Source organism: Ideonella sp. (genome assembly GCF_041918995.1).
Taxonomy (GTDB): Bacteria; Pseudomonadota; Gammaproteobacteria; order Burkholderiales; family Burkholderiaceae_C; genus Ideonella.
In genome coordinates this window covers 119,271-137,638 of sequence record NZ_JAYRUN010000009.1, presented here as the reverse complement: position 1 = coordinate 137,638, position 18,368 = coordinate 119,271, and the positions used below count along the sequence as shown (strand labels likewise).

The 18,368-nt window shown below is 73.3% G+C and carries 11 protein-coding genes; 3 read left to right on the top strand and 8 right to left on the bottom strand.

The annotated features are described in order from the left end of the window. From ACE3UN_RS10180 to ACE3UN_RS10155, 6 genes are all read right to left on the bottom strand, one after another. Positions 1-846 carry a zinc-dependent peptidase gene (locus ACE3UN_RS10180; protein ID WP_374674824.1) on the bottom strand — a complete coding sequence of 282 codons (846 nt, stop codon included), beginning with the start codon at positions 844-846 and terminating at the stop codon, positions 1-3. A gap of 93 nt (positions 847-939) precedes the next feature. Continuing rightward, positions 940-1,992, bottom strand: a complete 1,053-nt coding sequence (locus ACE3UN_RS10175; RefSeq protein ID WP_374674823.1) for a TIGR03032 family protein — start codon at positions 1,990-1,992, stop codon at positions 940-942. Further along, positions 1,989-4,307, bottom strand: a complete 2,319-nt coding sequence (locus ACE3UN_RS10170) for a hypothetical protein (RefSeq protein WP_374674822.1) — start codon at positions 4,305-4,307, stop codon at positions 1,989-1,991. Before ACE3UN_RS10170 ends, ACE3UN_RS10175 begins: the two co-directional genes overlap by 4 nt. Before the next feature lie 159 nt (positions 4,308-4,466). Next, positions 4,467-6,545 (bottom strand): ATP-dependent helicase, encoded by a 2,079-nt coding sequence (locus ACE3UN_RS10165; protein WP_374674821.1) that lies wholly within the window; start codon positions 6,543-6,545, stop codon positions 4,467-4,469. Positions 6,546-6,550: 5 nt separating this feature from the next. Then, positions 6,551-9,802, bottom strand: a complete 3,252-nt coding sequence (locus tag ACE3UN_RS10160) for an EAL domain-containing protein (RefSeq protein WP_374674820.1) — start codon at positions 9,800-9,802, stop codon at positions 6,551-6,553. Between the two features lie 142 nt (positions 9,803-9,944). Next, a complete protein-coding gene (locus ACE3UN_RS10155) occupies positions 9,945-10,214 on the bottom strand; it encodes a cysteine-rich CWC family protein (RefSeq protein ID WP_374674819.1) in 270 nt (89 codons plus the stop codon). Positions 10,215-10,306: 92 nt separating this feature from the next. On the opposite strand from ACE3UN_RS10155, the gene ahpC reads away from it, so the two are divergent. The 3 genes from ahpC (at position 10,307) to ACE3UN_RS10140 (ending at position 13,387) form a co-directional block, all read left to right on the top strand. Beyond that, positions 10,307-10,870, top strand: a complete 564-nt coding sequence (gene ahpC, locus ACE3UN_RS10150) for an alkyl hydroperoxide reductase subunit C (protein ID WP_374674818.1) — start codon at positions 10,307-10,309, stop codon at positions 10,868-10,870. A 252-nt stretch (positions 10,871-11,122) separates the two neighbouring features. Then, positions 11,123-12,697 (top strand): alkyl hydroperoxide reductase subunit F, encoded by a 1,575-nt coding sequence (ahpF, locus tag ACE3UN_RS10145; protein ID WP_374674817.1) that lies wholly within the window; start codon positions 11,123-11,125, stop codon positions 12,695-12,697. 186 nt (positions 12,698-12,883) lie between these two features. Continuing rightward, positions 12,884-13,387, top strand: a complete 504-nt coding sequence (locus ACE3UN_RS10140; protein ID WP_374674816.1) for a hypothetical protein — start codon at positions 12,884-12,886, stop codon at positions 13,385-13,387. Between the two features lie 127 nt (positions 13,388-13,514). Here the strand turns inward: ACE3UN_RS10140 and ACE3UN_RS10135 are convergent, their stop codons facing one another. Both ACE3UN_RS10135 and cphA read right to left on the bottom strand, forming a co-directional pair. Further along, positions 13,515-15,542, bottom strand: coding sequence for a M13 family metallopeptidase (locus tag ACE3UN_RS10135; RefSeq protein WP_374674815.1), 2,028 nt, complete (start codon positions 15,540-15,542; stop codon positions 13,515-13,517). A 209-nt stretch (positions 15,543-15,751) separates the two neighbouring features. Beyond that, entirely contained in the window at positions 15,752-18,331 is a 2,580-nt protein-coding gene (gene cphA, locus ACE3UN_RS10130; protein WP_374674814.1) for a cyanophycin synthetase, read from the bottom strand. Between the last annotated feature and the right edge of the window lie 37 nt (positions 18,332-18,368).

Below are 18,368 nucleotides of genomic sequence, written 5' to 3'. Positions count from 1 at the left end.
CTAGTGCCAGGACAGCGGGTGGACGGCGTAGTAGCGGGCCAGCTCGCCGTACAGCGCGGGGTGCTCGCGCGCCAGGTCCTGCGGGCGCTCGAAGAACACCTCGCTGGCCACCGCGAAGAACTCGGCCGGCTCGGTGGCGGCGTAGGGCGACAGCAGCCCCGCCTCGCCCGACGCCAGCCGTGCGCGCAGCGCGGCGAACTCGCGGCCCATCACCGCCGCCCAGCGGGCGTAGCGCCGGTGGTCGCCCAGGTAGGGCGCGCCGGTGGCGCGGCCGCGCGCCTGGTCCAGCTGGTGCGCGAACTCGTGGATGACGAGGTTGTCGCCGTCGGCCGGGTCGGCGGCCCCGGCCAGGACGTCCGGCCAGGACAGGATGACCTGGCCCTGCACCCAGGACTCCCCGGCGCGGGCCTCGCGGCGCTCGTGCTGCACCCCGGTGCCGTCCGCCTCGCGGCGGTCCACCCAGTAGGCGCTGGGGTACAGCAGGATCTGGCGCAGCCCGGCGAAATGCTCGCCGGGCCGGTTCAGCGTGAGCAGGCAGGCCTGTGCGGCCACCAGCACGCGCATCTCGTCGGTCACCACCAGGCCATGGCAGCCGATGAAGGGCTTCTCCGCCAGGAACACCAGGATGCGCCGCTTGAGCTGCAGCTGCAGGTCGGGCGGCAGCGCCTGCATCAGCGGCATGCGCCGGCGCAGCACGCTGCGCCAGGCGGCCGGGAACGGCCGCGCGGCGATGCGGCGGCGCCGCCAGGCGCGCCAGGCGGTGGGCGCCCACAGGCCGGCGGCCAGCAGGCTGGCGAACGCCAGGAGGCCCAGCGTCAGCGAGAGCGCATCGGGTGCGGTGGGCAAGCGGCCCCTTTCGTCACGCGCCCGTGACGCGGGCGGATCGGCCGCAGGTGGGGCCGGTGCGGCCGATTTCAACGCGCCGCGGCCAGGGGGCCTCTAGCCTGCCGGGGCCACGCTCAGCACGCGGCGGATCTCGTCGGTCTTGAAGCCCAGCGCCATGGGCCGGCGCACGCCCGGCAGCGCGACCACGTCGTAAAGCTCTTCCACCACGCCCTCGAAGCGCAGCCAGTGCACCACGTCGCCACTGCGCAGGTCCACCACCTGGACGCCGCAGCGCGCCTGAGCGCCGTGGCGGGCCAGCCGCTCGTCCAGCGGCAGGCCGCTGAAGGTCTTGTTGTCCCGCGGGCGCGACAGGCCGACAAGGGCGTGGTCGCCCACCAGGTGCAGGCCACGCAGGTAGCCGGGGCAGAAGGCCACCGGGACGAAGCGGCCCGTGTCCAGCTCGACGTGGCCGAACTCGCCGGTGCCGGAATTCAGCAGCCACAGCCGCCCGCCGTGCCAGCGCGGCGAGTGCGGCATGCTCAGGCCCGTGGCCACCACCTCGTGGCGGGCGACGTCCACCACCACGCCGCCGCTGCGGCGATGCTCGCGCCAGCCGTCCACCACGTCGGACGTGCTGGCGGCCGTGACGTAGGCGGGCGCACCGTCCTTCATGGCCAGGCCGTTGAGGTGGCAGCGGTCCTCCGCGGCCAGGCGGCTGATGAACGGCGGGCGCCACAGCGGCTGGAAGCTGTGCGTGTCGCTCAGCGTGGCCAGGCAGCCGAACAGCGTGTTCACGAAGACCAGCCGCCCCTGGCCGTCGACGGCCATGTCGTGGATGTCCAGGTCGCCCGTCGTGTGGCCGACGCGGGGCACGTACAGCCGGTCGTGTCCGTCGGGCTGCGCCTGCCCCGGTGCGAGCGCGTTGGTGAAGCGCCAGACCTGGTACAGGCTGCTGAGGTAGAAGCCGCCGTCGGCCGGGCACAGGCCCATGCAGCGGTTGAAGCTGCGCTCGTGCACGCTGAGCCGCCCCTCGGGCGTCAGCCCGAGCAGGAACAGCTTGCCGATCTGGTAGGTGGTGAGCGCCAGCGACAGCCGCTGCTGCGCCATCCAGGCCAGCATCTGCCGCGAGGCGCTGATCTCCAGCGCGGGCGCGGCCGGCCCGTTCATCGGGCCGCGTCGCGCGGGGCCAGGGCCGGCGCCACCTGCTGGTTCAGCAGCACCTGCGCCCGGCCGCTGCGGCTGTTCCACACCGTGTACGCCTGCGTGCCGCGCATCACCGTGCCGGCATCGCGCCAGGCGCCGGACAGCCACACGGTGTCGTCGCCGTCGCCATCCACCACCAGCTGGTGCCGGCGCACCGTGGCGGGAAACGCATAGGTGCCGGCGCTCCAGCCGCGTGCCAGGTGGTTGCCGGCGTTGAGCAGGTTCATGCCGGTCATGTCGTGCACGTCCGCCACCTCCAGCCGCAGCTGGTTCGCGCCGCTGCCCTGCAGGTCGATGCGCTCGATGGATGCGATGCGCGAGACGCTGCCGGGCAGCCCCATGCCGAGGTGGGCCACCTGCCGCAGGTTCAGCGAGACGCCTGCGCCGGCCACGGCCAGCGTGTCCATGCCGCTGCCGCCCTCCAGGCGCGCCAGCTGCCTCCGGTTCCCGCCGCTGCCGAGCGGCGAGCGCAGCGCGCGCCACTGGCCACCGTCCACGCGCAGCAGGTCGTCGCCGGGGCCGCCCGCCAGCACGTCCGCGCCACCCTGGCCGCCCAGGATGTCGGGGCCGGCGCCGCCGGCGAGGCTGTCCGCGGCGGGGTCGCCCGGCAGGGTGTCGGGGCCCGGGCCACCGAGCGCGTCGATCGCGACCGGCAGGAAGGCGCCGGTGGGCGCGCCGTGGACCACGTAGGCGCGCCCGGAGCGGTCCCCCGCGGGCAGGTCGCGCTGCGGTGCGCCCAGGATGAGGTCGCCCAGGCCGTCGCCGTTCACGTCGCCAGCGGCCGACACGCTGGTGCCGAGGGCGCCGTAGTCGCCCTCGCTCATGAAGGTGGCCCCGGCCGCCAGGGCCGCGGTCACCGACCGCAGCGCCACGGGCGAGGTGTCGGCCTTGCCGTAGACCAGGTAGCTGCGTCCGCCGTAGTACACCTCGCGGTCGGTCAGGCCGTCGGCGCCCGGGGCGCCGATGAGCACGTCCGCCAGGCCGTCGCCGTTGATGTCGCCGGCGCCCGCCACGCTGGTGCCGCTGAAGTCGTAGCGGATGCCCTCGCCGGCGATGACGAAGCCGGCCTCCGTGCCCAGTTCCACGTCCCGCAGGGCGACCGGTGCGGTGCCGGTGCGGCCAAAGACGACGTAGGTGAAGCCCTTGCTCCACTCGCGCCCATAGCGCCAGTACGTGCCCGGCGCGCCCACCAGCACGTCCGCCAGGCCGTCGCCGTTCACGTCGCCGGCCGCGGCCACGGACGTGCCACTGCCGTCCCAGACGTCCCAGCCGTCGAGCCGGAAGCCGCCGCTGCCTGCGGCCACGGCGGCCAAGTCCACCGGGGCGGTGCCGGGCCGGCCGAAGACGACGTAGCTGCGGCCGGCGCCGTTGAGCTGGCCCGGCACGCCGATCACCAGGTCGGCCAGGCCGTCGCCGTTCACGTCGCCCGCGCCGGCGGGCTGGCTCACGGGGTGGTAGCCGGGCTCGCCGTCGATCACCACGCCACCCCGGCCCTGCGCCACCTGGGCCAGCTCCACCGTCCGGGTGCCCGTCTGGCCGAACACCACGTAGCTGCGACCCCGGTCCGTGAGGCTGTCGCGCGCGTACCGCACGCCCACGGCCAGGTCCGCCAGGCCGTCGCCATCGAAGTCGCCCGCCGCCGCCACCTCGAAGCCGCGGATGGCCGGGTCGGCGGCCTGCACCGCGAAGCCGCCGGTGCCGGCCGACACGGCCTGCAGCTCCACCGGCGCGTTGTCGGCCTTGCCGAAGACGATGTAGCTGCGCTGCGCGGCCTGCGGGCCGTACAGGCTGCCCACGCCGATGGCCAGGTCGTCCAGGCCGTCGCCGTTGACATCGCCCACGCCCGCGACGGACCGGCCGCTGCCCAGGCCCGCGGCCTCGCCGCGGATGACGAACCCGCCGGTCCCGCCGGCCTGCAGTGCGGCCAGGTCCACCGGGTCGTTGCCAGGCTTGCCGAAGACCACGTAGCTGGCGCCAGGGCGGGCATTGGAGGGGCCGCCGCCGTCCTGCGGGGCGCCGACGATCAGGTCGGCCAGCCCGTCGCCGTTGACGTCGCCCGCCGCCGACACGCTCTGGCCAGCCCGTGAGGAGGCCGTGCCCTCGAGCACGAAGCCGCCCTGGCCGGCGACCACGTCCGCCAGGTCCACCGGCAGGTCGGCGGCGCGCCCCGGCGGCGGGCTGCCCGGCCGCCGCGCGGCCGCCGCGGGCAGGCACAGCAGGGCCGCGGCGATGGCCACCGCGGTCAGGGCCGCGGGCCGCGGGGGGCTCGGGATGTGCATGGGCGTCTCCCTGGCGCGGCCGGGCGCCACGCAGGCTGGCAAGCTAGCACCCGCCCTGGCGCGTGGCGCGTGGGTTAACCCAGCACCCCCCTAGCCACGGTCGTGGGACAGCGTGCAGGCACGGCGATTGACCGCCGCCGGCACGCGCCATCCGCGTGCCTACCAGCGCTCGCGCAGGCGCCGCGCCAGGTCGAGCACCGCGCCGGTGGGCGGCGTGGGCGGGCCGGGGGCCCAGTGCGGGGTGGCGGGCCCGACGGAGTCGAAGTGCTGCGCCACCTCCGGCGGGATGAAGCGGGTGAGCCCGGCGTACAGGTGGCGGTCGCCGAAGCGGCGCTGCTGGGTGACGTGGAAGCGCTGCGGCACCACCAGCGCCAGGTGGTGGCGCGCGCGTGTCATGGCCACGTAGAGCAGGCGGCGCTCCTCTTCCAGCTGGGCCGGCGTGGCGGTGGCCAGGTCGCCGGGGATGCAGCCGTCGACCACGTTGAGCACCGTCACCGCCGACCACTCCTGGCCCTTGGCCGCATGGATGGTGGACAGGATGCAGTAGTCCTCGTCCAGCATGGGGTCGCCGGCCTCGTCGCTGGTGGCCTGGGGCGGGTCGAGCGTGAGCTCGGTGAGAAAGCGCTCGCGGGTGGCGTGGCCGGCGGCCAGGCGCTGCAGCTGCTCGATGTCGGCGCGGCGCGGGCCGGGGTGGTCGTGCAGGCGCTCCATGTGCGGCAGGTACCACCCGGCCACCTCGGCCAGCTCGGCGGGCCACTGCGGTGCCTCGGCCAGGTGCTGCAGCAGGGCCGCCAGCGCGGCCCAGTCGCCCGCCGCCGCGGCGGGCGGCTGCCAGGCCTGCAGCGCGGCGTGCGGGTCCGCGGCGGCGTCCATGGCGTCCTGCAGCCGGCGTGCGCTGGCCGGGCCGATGCCCGGCACCAGCTGCGCCACGCGGAAGCCGGCCAGGCGCAGGCGCGGGTTGCCGGCCCAGCGCAGCAGCGCGAGCAGGTCCTTCACGTGCGCGGCTTCCAGGAACTTGAGGCCGCCGTACTTGACGAAGGGAATGCGGCGGCGCGCCAGCTCCAGCTCCAGCCCGGCGCTGTGGCTGGAGGTGCGGAACAGCACCGCCTGGGACTTGAGCTTCAGCCCGCCTTCGCGGCGCTCGAGCAGGCGCTCGCACACCCAGCGGGCCTGCGCCAGCTCGTCCTCCACCGCCACCAGCTGCGGCCGCTCGCTGCCGGGGCGGTCGGTCCACAGGCGCTTGGTGAAGCGCTCCGGCGCCAGGCCGATCACCGCGTTGGCCGCGTCGAGCAGGGGCTGGGTGGCGCGGTAGTTGCGCTCCAGGGTCACCACCCGGGCCGGCGGATCGAAGGCGCGCGGGAAGTCCAGGATGTTGCGCACCTCGGCGGCGCGGAAGGCGTAGATCGCCTGGGCGTCGTCGCCCACCACCGTGACGCCGCGGCCGCTGGGCTTGAGCGCATGCAGGATGGCCGACTGCAAGCGGTTGGTGTCCTGGTACTCGTCCACCAGCACATGGGTGAAGCGGTCGCCCAGCCAGGCGGCGATGTCGGGCTCGCGCAGCATCTCGGCCCACCACAGCAGCAGGTCGTCGTAGTCCAGCGCCTGCTGCTCGCGCTTGGCGTCCTCGTAGGCGCGGCACAGCGTGCGCAGGGCGCCCTCGTGCTCGGCGCACCACGGGAAGGCCTCGCGCAGCACCTCGGCCAGGGGCGCCTGGCTGTTCACGGCACGCGAGTAGATGGCCAGGCAGGTGCCCTTCAGCGGGAAGCGCCGGCCGTCCGCCTGCGACGCCAGGCCCAGCCCGTCGCGCACCCAGCCCATCAGGTCCTCCGCGTCACCGCGGTCGAGGATGGAGAACTCGGGCGACAGGCCCAGGCGACCGGCCTGCTCGCGCAGCAGCCGGGCCCCGATGGCGTGGAAGGTGCCGGCCCATGGCAGCGTGGGCGGGGCACTGCCCGGCGGCAGGCCCAGCGCCTCGCGCAGCAGGGCGGCCACGCGGTGCTGCATCTCCACCGCCGCACGGCGCGAGAAGGTCAGCAGCAGCAGGCGCTGCGGGTCGGCGCCGCCCGCCACGAGGCGCGCCACGCGCGCGGCGAGCGTCATGGTCTTGCCCGTGCCGGCCCCGGCGATGACCAGCAGCGGCGTGTCGCCGTGCGCCATGGCCTCGCGCTGGGCGTCGTTCAGCGCGTGGGTGAGCCGGTCCAGGACGGGCTCGGCAAGGAAGGCAGTCGGGGCGGTCACGCCCGTCAGGATACTGGATGGATGACCAGTAGGGTGTCGGCCGCCGCCGGCCCGGCCGTGCGCCGGACCGCGTCGGCCCACCAGGCCTCGAAGTCCACCGCGACCATGGGGCGGCCGAACAGGAAACCCTGGGCGAGGTGGCAGCCCAGCGCCACCAGGGCCGCGGCCTGCTCCTCCGTCTCCACGCCTTCGGCGACCACCCGCAGGTGCAGCGCGTCGGCCACCTGCACCGTGGAGTGCACGAGGGCACGCTGGTAGCGGCTGTCCACCACCTTGGCCACAAAGGCGCGGTCCACCTTCACGGTGTCGATGGGCAGCTGGTCCAGCGACGCCAGCGAGGAGTAGCCGGTGCCGAAGTCGTCCAGCGCCAGGGCCACCCCCATGGTGCGCAGCTCGGCGAACACCTGCTCCGCGTCCTCCACCTTCATCGCCAGCGTCTCGGTGATCTCCAGCCGCAGCGCCGATGCGGGCACGCCGGCATCGGCCAGGGCCGAGCGCACGGTGGCCGCCAGGCGGCCAGGGCGCAGCTGGGCCCGGCTGAGGTTGACCGACACGTTGCGCGGCGCGGCGTCGCCGAGGTGGCGCTGCCACGCGGCCAGGTCCAGGCAGGCCCGGCGCAGGACCCGCTCGCCCAGCTGCTCCACCAGGCCCGCTTCCTCGGCCAGCGGCACGAACTCGGCGGGCGAAACCAGGCGGCCGTCGGCCGGGTGGCGCCAGCGCACCAGCGCTTCCAGCGCGACGGGGCGGCCGTGGGGCAGCGACACGATGGGCTGGTAGGCGACGAAGATCTGGTCCTCGCTGAGCAGGGCCTGGCGCAGGTCGCCCTCCAGCTCCATCGCATGGCGGATGCGGCGGTGCATCTCGGGCTGGAACACCGCATAGCGGCCGCGGCCCAGGCGCTTGGCCTCGTACATGGCGGTGTCGGCGTCACGCAGCACCGATTCGACGCTGGCGGACGAGACGTCGCTGGTGACGATGCCGATGCTGACGCTGGACTGCACCTGGCGACCGCCGATCTCGTAGGGCTCGCCCAGCGCGTCCAGCAGCCGGCGGGCCACGCGCATGGCGTCGGCGGGCGCATGCAGGTGTTCCAGCAGCACCACGAACTCGTCGCCGCCCAGGCGGCCGGCCACGTCGGGCTGGCCGGCCGGCAGGCCGCGGGCCTCGAGCTCGCTGACGCGCGCCACGTCGTCGCCCGGGCGCAGTGCGTGGCGCAGGCGCTCGGCGATCTGCCGCAGCAGCTCGTCGCCGGCCTCGTGGCCGAGGCTGTCGTTGACCAGCTTGAAGCGGTCGAAATCCATGAACAGCACGGCGAAGGTGTCGTCCGGCCGCTCGTGCACGCGCTCCACGCAGCGCGCGAGCGCATGCTGGATGCCGGCGCGGTTGGGCAGCTGGGTCAGCGCGTCGGTGAGCGCGGCGTCGCTGAGTGCCTGCTCCAGGCGCTTGCGGGCGTCGATGTCCACGTGCACGCCGGCCATGCGTCGGCCGCGGCCGTCCGGCCCGCGCTCGATGACGGCGCCGGCGGCCATCACCCACATCCAGCCGCCGCTGCGGTGCTGCACCCGGAACTCCGTCCGGTAGGGCACGGTCGGGTCGGCCAGGTGGTCCACCACGGCGCGGCGCGCGGCCTGTGCGTCCTCGGGGTGCATCAGGGCGAGCCAGTCGTCCACCGTGCGGGGCGGGTTGTCGGGCCCGCCGAAGCCGAACATGCGCAGCCAGCGGTCGTTGAAATCGACACGGCCGGTCTGCATGTCCCAGTCCCAGGTGCCGACGCCGGCGCCGTCGATGGTGGTCTGCAGCAGGTGGCGCTGGGCACGCACCTCGGTCTCGTCGAGGAAGCAGGAGATCACGCCCTGCACGGCGCCGTCCGGCGCGGGCAGCAGCTGCGTGTTGATGCGCAGCCAGCGGCGCTCGCCGTCGGGCAGGCAGACGGCGATGGGCAGGCCCTCCTGCGGCTGGCCGTGCCGCAGCGTGGACAGCCCGGGCAGATCCTCGGCGGACAGCGGCGACCCGTCCGGCCGGGTGGCCGACCAGCCCGGCGGCAGGCCCGGCTGCCCGAGCAGCAGCTCGCGCGGCGCGCCGATGAGCTGCTCGGCCTTCACGTTCACGTCCACCACGCGGCCGTCGGCGTCGCGCACCATCAGGCCCGCGGGCAGGGCGCGCAGCACCGCGTCCAGGTACTCGCGCCGCTCCACCTGGGCGCTGATGTCCGTCTCGACGTGGATGAAGCCGGTGAGCCGGCCCGCCTCGTCGCGCATCGGCTGCACGCTCAGGTCGGCCCAGTAGCTGCGCCCGTGCCGGCCGCGGTGCAGGATCTCCACCCGCACCGGCAGCGCGCCATCGCGGGCGCGCGCCACGGCGGCGCGCGTGGCCGCCGCGGTGCCCTCGAACTGCAGCAGCGCGTCGGGCGTGCGGCCACGGGCCTCGTCGGCCGCGTAGCCGGTGATGGCGGTGAAGGCCGCATTCGTCCAGACGATGGCGCCGTGCGTGTCGGTGATCGCCACCGCGTTGGGGGTGCGGTCGGCCACCACGGCCAGGCGTTCCAGCTCCTGGGCCTGGGCGTGCAGCTGGTCGTGGTGACGCTGGATGCGGCGGGCCAGCGGCTCGCCCAGGCCGAGCAGCAGGGCGCCCACGCCCAGCGCCAGCAGGCCGACCAGCCGGGCGTGCGCCTCGCGCGTGTCCTGCTGGCGCTGCTCGGCCAGGCGCTGCAGCGCGGTGGTGGCCAGCTCCATCTCGTCGATGAACTGGCGCGCCTCGTTGCGCACCCGCGTGACGTACGGGCCCAGGTCGGACTCGCCGCGCTCGCGGGCCATCAGCAGCGACTGCACCGTGCCCCAGACGCGCTCGCGGTGGTCGGTCCAGGTCAGGCCGTCGCCGTCGGCCTCGGACCAGACGCCGCTCAGCTCGTTCAGGCGGGTGGCCTCGGCCAGCATGCGGGCCAGGGTGTCCTCCAGCGGCCGCGCGGTGTCCGCCCCCGCGCCCACGTCCATGGCGCCCGTGGCCAGGCGTTCGGCCAGGAAGCTCTGGCGGCCCGCGAGCTTGAGTGCCTCGGCGTCGCCCTGGCTGGCCACCGCGAGCCCGGCGGTCACCTGCACGAAGCCCCAGGCGGCGACCATCAGCACCACGCCCACCAGCGCCAGCAGGGTGCGCAGCCAGGTGGCCGCGTGCGCACTGGCCGGGCGCCCGGGGCTGTCGGGCGGCAGGCCGCCGTCGGCCTGGGGCGGGCCGGCAGTGTCGAAGGCGGAAGGAGACGTCATGGGCGCAAAGGGGCCGGCGCAAGGCGCCCGGCGGTCGGATCGTTATCGGCCGGGCGCGGGCCGCCTGAAGCCGCGGCGGCGCCCATCCGGCGCGCGCCGTGGAAAAAGCGGTGGCGGCACGGCGCGTGGCGGCCGCCCGCCGCTACGCGCTGGCGGGCGGCGCAGGGGCGGGCGGCGCGGCGTCCTCGCGTGACAGTTCGGCCAGGCAGCCCAGGCACAGGCAGCCCGTGTAGCGGCCACGCAGGGCCTCCCGCACCGACTCGGGCACCACCAGGCCCGCGCAGGCGCAGGGCCCGGGGCCCGCGGCGCCGCAGTCGAAAGCCCGCTGGCAGCGTGGGCAGATGGCCCGCGCGGCATCATCGGCGGCCCCACCGGCTGGCCGCGGTGTCGGATTTCTAATAGCGTGTTTCAATCTGGTTTATCGTATCAATCAATCACACAAATGCGTGCCGGCCACTAAGATTTGACCATTCCGTTCAACCCCTGCCCCCTCAAGGAGACCCCATGTCGCTGATCAACACCCAAGTCGCCCCGTTCAAGGCCCAGGCCTTCCACAACGGCAAGTTCATCGAGGTCACGGAAGAGAGCCTGAAGGGCAAGTGGTCCGTGCTGATCTTCATGCCGGCGGCCTTCACCTTCAACTGCCCGACCGAGGTGGAAGACGCGGCCGACAACTACGCCGAGTTCCAGAAGCTGGGCGCCGAGGTCTACATCGTCACCACCGACACGCACTTCTCGCACAAGGTGTGGCACGAGACCTCGCCGGCCGTGGGCAAGGCCCAGTTCCCGCTGGTGGGCGACCCCACCCACGCGCTGACCAACGCCTTCGGCGTGCACATCCCCGAGGAGGGCCTGGCCCTGCGCGGCACCTTCGTGATCGACCCGCAAGGCGTGATCAAGACCCTGGAAGTGCACGACAACGCCATTGCGCGTGACGTGAAGGAAACGCTGCGCAAGCTGAAGGCGGCCCAGTACGTCGCCAGCCACCCCGGCCAGGTCTGCCCGGCCAAGTGGAACGACGGCGCGAAGACGCTGACGCCGTCTCTCGACCTGGTCGGCAAGATCTGACGACGTAGCGCGCTTTCCTGCTGCGCCCATCGATCCCTTGCCTGCGCTGCTCGCCGTACGGGTGTACGGCTGCGCTGCCCGGGCGGCGGCCTCGATGGGCCCGCAACGGGAATCGAGCCACTTCGTGACGTGCGCTCGGTTCCCGCCCCTTTCTCCCCCTTGACCCACCTCACCGACCGGGCTTGCGCCGGCCGGCAGGATGGCCTGTTGCCTTTCGCTGACTGACCCCCCGGACGACCCAAGGAGACCGCCATGTTGGACGCCGCCACCAAGACCCAGCTTGCCGCCTACCTGGAGCGCATCCGCCAGCCCATCGAGCTGGTGGCCAGCCTGGATGACCGCCCCGCCTCGGCCGAGATGCGCGAGCTGCTGGAGGCCGTCGCGTCCGCCGGGCCGGACAAGATCACCGTGCGCTACGACGGCCAGGATGCGCGCCGGCCCAGCTTCTCCATCAGCGCCGTGGGCGCCGACATGGGCGTGCGCTTCGCGGCCATCCCCATGGGCCACGAGTTCACCTCGCTGGTGCTGGCCCTGCTGCAGGCCGGCGGCCACCCGCCCAAGGTGGAGGCCGACGTCATCGAGCAGATCCAGGCGCTCGACGGCGAGATGGTCTTCGAGACCTACATGTCCCTGACCTGCCACAACTGCCCGGACGTGGTGCAGGCGCTGAACCTGATGGCGGTGCTCAACCCCAAGGTGCGCCACGTGGCCATCGACGGCGGGCTGTACCAGGACGAGGTCGAGGCGCGGCAGATCATGGGCGTGCCCACCGTGTTCCTCAACGGCCAGCCCTTCGGGTCGGGCCGCATGGAGCTGGCCGAGATCCTGGCCAAGGTGGACACCAACGCGGCCGCGCGTGACGCGGCCAAGCTGGGCGCGAAGCCGCCCTTCGACGTGCTCATCGTGGGCGGTGGCCCCGCCGGCGCCGCCGCGGCCGTGTACGCCGCCCGCAAGGGCATCCGCACCGGCATCGTGGCCGAGCGTTTCGGCGGCCAGGTGCTGGACACGCTGGCGATCGAGAACTACGTGTCCATCCAGGAAACGGAAGGGCCGAAGTTCGCCGCCGCGCTGGAGCAGCACGTGCGCACCTACGACGTCGAGATCATGAACAACCAGCGCGCGGAGAAGATCATCCCCGCCGCGCAGCCCGGCGGCCTGGTCGGCGTGCAGCTGGCCAACGGCGCGGTGCTGCAGGGCCGCTCCGTGATCCTGTCCACCGGCGCACGCTGGCGCAACGTGAACGTGCCCGGCGAGCAGGAGTACAGGAACAAGGGCGTGGCCTACTGCCCGCACTGTGACGGCCCGCTGTTCAAGGGCAAGCGCACGGCGGTGATCGGCGGCGGCAACTCCGGCGTGGAGGCCGCCATCGACCTGGCGGGCATCGTCGAGCACGTCACGCTGGTGGAGTTCGCCGAACAGCTGAAGGCCGATGCCGTGCTGGTGAAGAAGCTGAAGTCGCTGCCCAACGTGACGGTGCACGTGAACGCCCAGACCACCGAGATCACCGGCGACGGCCAGAAGGTGAACGGCCTCAGCTTCAAGGACCGCGTGAGCGGCCAGACGCAGCATGTGCCGCTGGAAGGCGTGTTCGTGCAGATCGGCCTGGTGCCCAACACCGAGTGGCTCAAGGGAACGCTCGAGCTCTCGCGCTTCGGCGAGATCGAGGTGGATGCCAAGGGCGCCACCAGCGTGCCGGGCGTCTACGCCGCGGGCGACGCCACGACGGTGCCGTTCAAGCAGATCATCATCGCCGCGGGCGATGGCGCGAAGGCGGCGCTGGGTGCCTTCGACTACCTGATCCGGCACAGCACGGCCTCCGCGGCCTGAGGCGGCTAGGGGGGCGGCTCCCGCGAACGCAGGGGCGCTCCCCCTGCCAGGCGCAGGGTGCTGCGCGACGGGCTGGGTTCGAACAATGGCGTCACCGGGGGCCACACGGACCGCCGGGTGACGCCGCGCTGCCTTCAGAGGGCGATGGCGTCGGTCATTTCACCTGCCATATCCCCAGGAGGCACCATGTCCCGTTCGATCCAGCTCGCGCTCGCCGCCGCCGCGGCCGCCATCGCCCTCGGCGCCCAGGCCGCCGGCGAACCCCCCGGCCTGAAGTCCCAGCCGCGCCAGGGCACGGAGGCCATCAGCACCGCCCACAAGCTGCTGAAGACCTACTTCGACACCGACAGCACCTCGATGTCGCTGAGCCCGGGCATGAACACGGTGGGCACCACGCTCACGGTCAACTGCACCAACACGGCAGGCTGCACCATCGCCGGCAACTTCAACGCGCAGATCGCGGCGGCGGCCGCGGAGAACGCCGCGGCCATCTGCCTGATGGTGGACGGCGGCTCCGTCAACTGCCCGTTCAACGGCATCGTGCGCGCCGGCGGCGGCTACCAGGTCATGAACTACCAGACCTTCACCAGCGTGGCCTACGGCACGCACACGGTGCAGATGCAGGTCTACTCCAGCCAGGCGACCACGCTGCACCGCTGGAACAAGGAGATCAAGCTCTACAAGCCCTGAAACAGGGCCCCCACGCCCCTCCCGGGGGCTGCCCCCCGAGGGGGCTCGCGCAGCGGGCCGGCGGAGCCGGACCCGCGCACGCCGCTTGAAGGGGCGGGCGCGCTGCGCGCGGCCCGCCCTCTGAAGGTCACCAGATCCGGATGCGCTCTTCAGCCGGCTTGTACATCTTGTCGCCGGGCTTGGTGTCGAAGGCGCGGTGGAAGCCGTCGTGGTTCACCGCGGCGCCGTTGGCCCGGAATTCCGGCGGCGAGTGCGGGTCCATGGTCAGCAGCTGCAGGGCGCGCTCCTCGCGCACCTTCTCGCGCCAGGCCTGCGACCAGCCCAGGAAGAAGCGCTGCTCGCCGTTGAAGCCGTCGATCACCGGCGCCGGCTTGCCGCCCAGCGAACGCACGTAGGCCTTGTAGGCGATCTGCAGGCCGGACAGGTCGGCGATGTTCTCGCCCAGCGTCAGCTTGCCGTTGAGCTTCTTGCCCGGGATGGGCTCGTAGGTCTCGTACTGGGCCACCAGCTTGGCGCCCACCGAGTCGAAGGCCTTGCGGTCCTCGTCGGTCCACCAGTTGCGCAGCACACCGTCGCCGTCGAACTGGCTGCCCTGGTCGTCGAAGCCGTGGCTGATCTCGTGGCCGATCACCGCGCCGATGGCACCGTAGTTCACCGCGTCGTCGGCCTGCATGTCGAAGAACGGCGGCTGCAGGATGGCGGCCGGGAACACGATCTCGTTGAGCGTCGGGTTGTAGTAGGCGTTCACCGTCTGCGGCGTCATGCCCCACTCGGCGCGGTCCACCGGCTTGCCCACCTTGGCCGCCACGCGCTGCCACTCGAAGCGGCCCGAGCGCTGGGCATTGCCCAGGGCGTCGCCGGCGCGCACCTCGAGCCTGCCGTAGTCGCGCCAGGTGTCGGGGTAGCCGATCTTGGTCATGTACTTGGCCAGCTTGTCCTGCGCCTGCGCCTTGGTGGCGGGCGTCATCCAGCTCAGGCCGTCGATCGACTCCTTGTAGGCGGCCAGCAGGTTGCCCACCAGCGTCTGCATGCGGGCCTTGGCCTCGGGCGGGAAGTGCTTGGCCACGTAGAGCTGGCCCACGGCCTCGCCCAGCGAGCCATTGACCTCGGTGATGGCCTGCTGCCAGCGCGGCTTGGGCTCCTTGGCGCCGGTCAGAGCGGTGCCGCGGAAGGCGAAGCGGGCGTCGCGGAAGTCCTTGGGCAGCAGGTTGGCCGCGGCGTCCAGGCTGCGCAGCTTGAAGTAGACCTTCCAGTCGGCCAGCGGCACCTCGGCGAACAGCTTGGCGATGCCGGTCACGGCGCTGGGCTGCGACACCGACAGGCGCTCCACGCTGCCCAGCTGCGCCGCCTTCAGGTAGGTGGCCCAGTCGATGCCCGGGGCGACCTTGGCGAGCTCGGCCACCGTCATGGGGTTGTAGATCTTCACCGGGTTGCGGTTGTCCACCTTGTCCCAGTGCACCTCGGCGATGCGCTGCTCGATCGCCATCACCGTCTTGGCGGCCGCGGCCGGGTCCTTGATGCCCGACAGGCGGGCCAGGGTGGTGAGGTAGCCGACGTAGGCGGCGCGGGCCTTGGCCAGGCGCTCGTCGTCCTGCTTCAGGTAGTAGTCGCGGTCGGGCAGGCCCAGGCCGCCTTGCCAGGTGAGCGCCTGGTTCACCGTGGGGTTCTTGAAGTCGGCCATCACCCACAGCAGCACGGGCGCCTCGACCATGCCCTGCATGCTGCCCATCCACTGGGCCAGGTCCTTCGGGGTGCGGATGGCGTCGATGGCGGCCAGGTGCGGCTGCACCGGCTTGAGCCCGAGCTTGTCGATGGTGGCGGTGTCCACGAACGAGCCGTAGAACGCACCGACCTTCTGCTCCACGCTGCCGGCCGCGGCCTTCTGGCGCGCCAGGCCCTCGACGATCTCGCGCACGCGCTGGTCGGACAGGTCGCGCAGCTGGATGAAGGTGCCGTACTCCGGCTTGTCCGCCGGGATCTCGGTGGCCTTGAGCCAGCCCCCGTTGGCGGCATGGAACAGGTCGTCCTGCACGCGCACCGAGGGGTCGAAACCGGGCCGGTCGAGGCCGGAGGCGAGCGGGGCGGCACCGGCGGCCATCGTGGCCGTGGCCAGGTGGACGAGGACGGCCAGGGTCGACAGTCTGAGGGTTTTCATGGGCTCCAAGCGCTTTCCATCAAGCAAATGGCGCCGCGGTGGCGGCGCCAGGGCTGGGGTGGCCGCGCGGGCCGGTCGGCCGCACGCGTGCTCGCACGAGGATAGCCGGGCGCCCCGGGGGCACGGGCGGGCCTTGCGACGAACCGCCCGTTCGGCGCGACCGACGGGCGGATTGCCGGCGCCAAACCCGGCCGCCGCCGGGCCGGCCGTCAGGCGGTGGCCGGCTCGGCCACGCGCTGCGCGAGGTGGGCCAGGGCCTCTTCCACCTGGTCCACCAGGATCAGGCACAGGTCGCCGGGCTGCAGGCGCGACAGCGCGGTGTCGATGGCCACGAACTCGCCGGTGATCTCGTCCACATGGCGCGTGCGGGCCGCGCCCGCCAGGCCCTGGCGCAGCAGGGCGATCACCTCGCCGTCGGCCCGGCCGCGCTGGCAGGCGTCCTGGTAGAGGATCACCTCGTCGAACGCGGTGCCCAGGATCTGGGTCTGCTCGCGGATGTCCTCGTCGCGCCGGTCGCCGGCGCCGGAGATGACGACCGAGCGGCGCCGGGCCGGCATGCCCTCGATGGCCGCCACCAGCGCACGCATGGCGTCCGGGTTGTGGCCGTAGTCGGCGATGAGCGTGGCGCCGCGGTAGTCCATGACGTTGAAGCGGCCCGGCGCGTTGTCGGCGTCGTTCACGAAGCTGGCCAGGCCGGAGCGGATGGCGTCCCAGTGCAGGCCCACGCCCCAGCCGGCGGCCACGGCGGCCATGGCGTTCTCCACCTGGAAGCCGATGCTGCCGCCCCGGGTGAGCGGGATGTCGCGCAGGGCCACGAACTCGCGCCAGTTGCCTTCGGCGGCCACGATCTGGTCGCCTTCGACGAACACGCTGCGCTGCCCCTGGGCGCGGTGGGTGGCCAGCACGGGGTGGTGGCGGTCGTGGGCGAAGTAGATGATGCCGCCGGGGCAGGTGGGCGCCATGCCCACGCACTGCGGGTCGGCCGCGTTGAGCACCGCGTAGCCGCCGGGCGCCACGTTCTGCACGATCACGCGCTTGACGGCCGCCAGCTCCTCCACCGTGGTGATGAAGTTCAGGCCCAGGTGGTCGCCCGCGCCGATGTTGGTCACCACCGCCACCTGGCACCGGTCGAAGCCCAGGCCCTCGCGCAGGATGCCGCCGCGTGCCGTCTCGAACACCGCGGCGTCCACCTCGGGGTTCATCAGCACGTTGCGCGCGCTGCGCGGGCCGGAGCAGTCGCCGGAGTCGATCTGCCGGCCGTTCACGTGCACGCCGTCGGTGTTGGTCATGCCCACGCGCAGGCCGGTGGACGCGAACAGGTGCGCGACCAGCCGGGCCGTGGTGGTCTTGCCGTTGGTGCCCGTGACCGCCACCACCGGGATGCGGCCGTCGTCACCCGCGGCGTACAGGTGGTTGATGATCGCCTCGCCGACCGCCCGGCCCTTGCCGTAGGACGGCGACAGGTGCATGCGCAGGCCCGGCGCGGCGTTCACCTCGACGATGCCGCCGTGCTGCTCCTCCAGCGGGCGCAGCACGGACTCGCACACCACGTCCACGCCGCAGATGTCCAGGCCCACCATGCGGGCGGCCGCCACGGCGCGCGCCGCGACCTCCGGGTGCACGTCGTCGGTCACGTCGGTGGCGGTGCCCCCGGTGGACAGGTTGGCGTTGTTGCGCAGGATGACGCGCCGGCCCTTCTCCGGCACCGACTCCGGCGTCAGCCCCTGCAGCGCCAGCCGGGCCACCGCGATGTCGTCGAAGCGGATCTTGGTGAGCGAGGTGGCGTGGCCGTCGCCCCGCTTGGGGTCGGCATTGACCTGCTCGACGAGCTGGCGCACGGTGTGGATGCCGTCGCCGCTGACCTGCGGCGGATCGCGGCGCGCCGCCGCCACCAGCTTGTGGCCCACCACCAGCATGCGGAAGTCGCAGCCGGGCAGGAACTTCTCGACCATGGGCGTGCCGATCTCGGCGGCGGCCTGGTAGGCCCCGGCCATGCCGGCGGCGTCGGTGACGTTCACCGTCACGCCCTTGCCCTGGTTGCCGTCCTGCGGCTTGCACACCACCGGCCAGCCGATCTCCTCGGCCGCGGCCACCGCGTCCTCGACGCTGCCGACCGGCCGGCCCAGCGGCACCGGCACGCCGGCGGCGCGCAGCAGGGTCTTGCACAGGTCCTTGTCCTGGGCGATGGACTCGGACACGGCGCTGGTGGAATCGACCTCGGCGGCCCAGATGCGACGCTGGCGCGAGCCCCAGCCGAACTGCACCAGGCTGCCGCTGGTCAGGCGGCGGTAGGGGATGCCGCGCGCCACCGCGGCGTTCACGATGGAGCCGGTGGAGGGCCCCAGGCGGATGTCCTCGTCCAGCTCGCGCAGCGACTTCACGGTGGCGTCGCAGTCGAACAGCGTCCCGTTCTCGCCGAGCGCGCTGCGGATCAGGGCCTCGGCGGCCTCCAGCGCCTGGCGGCCCACCTTTTCCTCGCTGTACTCGACGACGACCTGGTAGACGCCGCGCTCATGGGTGGCGGCGGTGCGGCTGAAGGTGACGGGGCAGCCGGCGTGGGTCTGCAGCGCCAGGGTGGCCGCCTCGAGCACGTGCGCCAGGGAGGATTCCTCGGCCCGTGCGCGCAGCGAGCCGAGACCGGGGAACAGGGCGCGCAGCCGGGCCTCGAAGCCGGGCAGGTGCGCGAGGGCGTCGCACTCCTGTTCGGTGCAGGTGACGACGGCCTCGACGGCGGTGTGGCGGCTCCACAGGTTGGGGCCGCGCAGGGCGCGGATGCGGGAGATGTCCATGGATGGGCGACGGCGGACGGGAAGAAGGGGGCGGGAT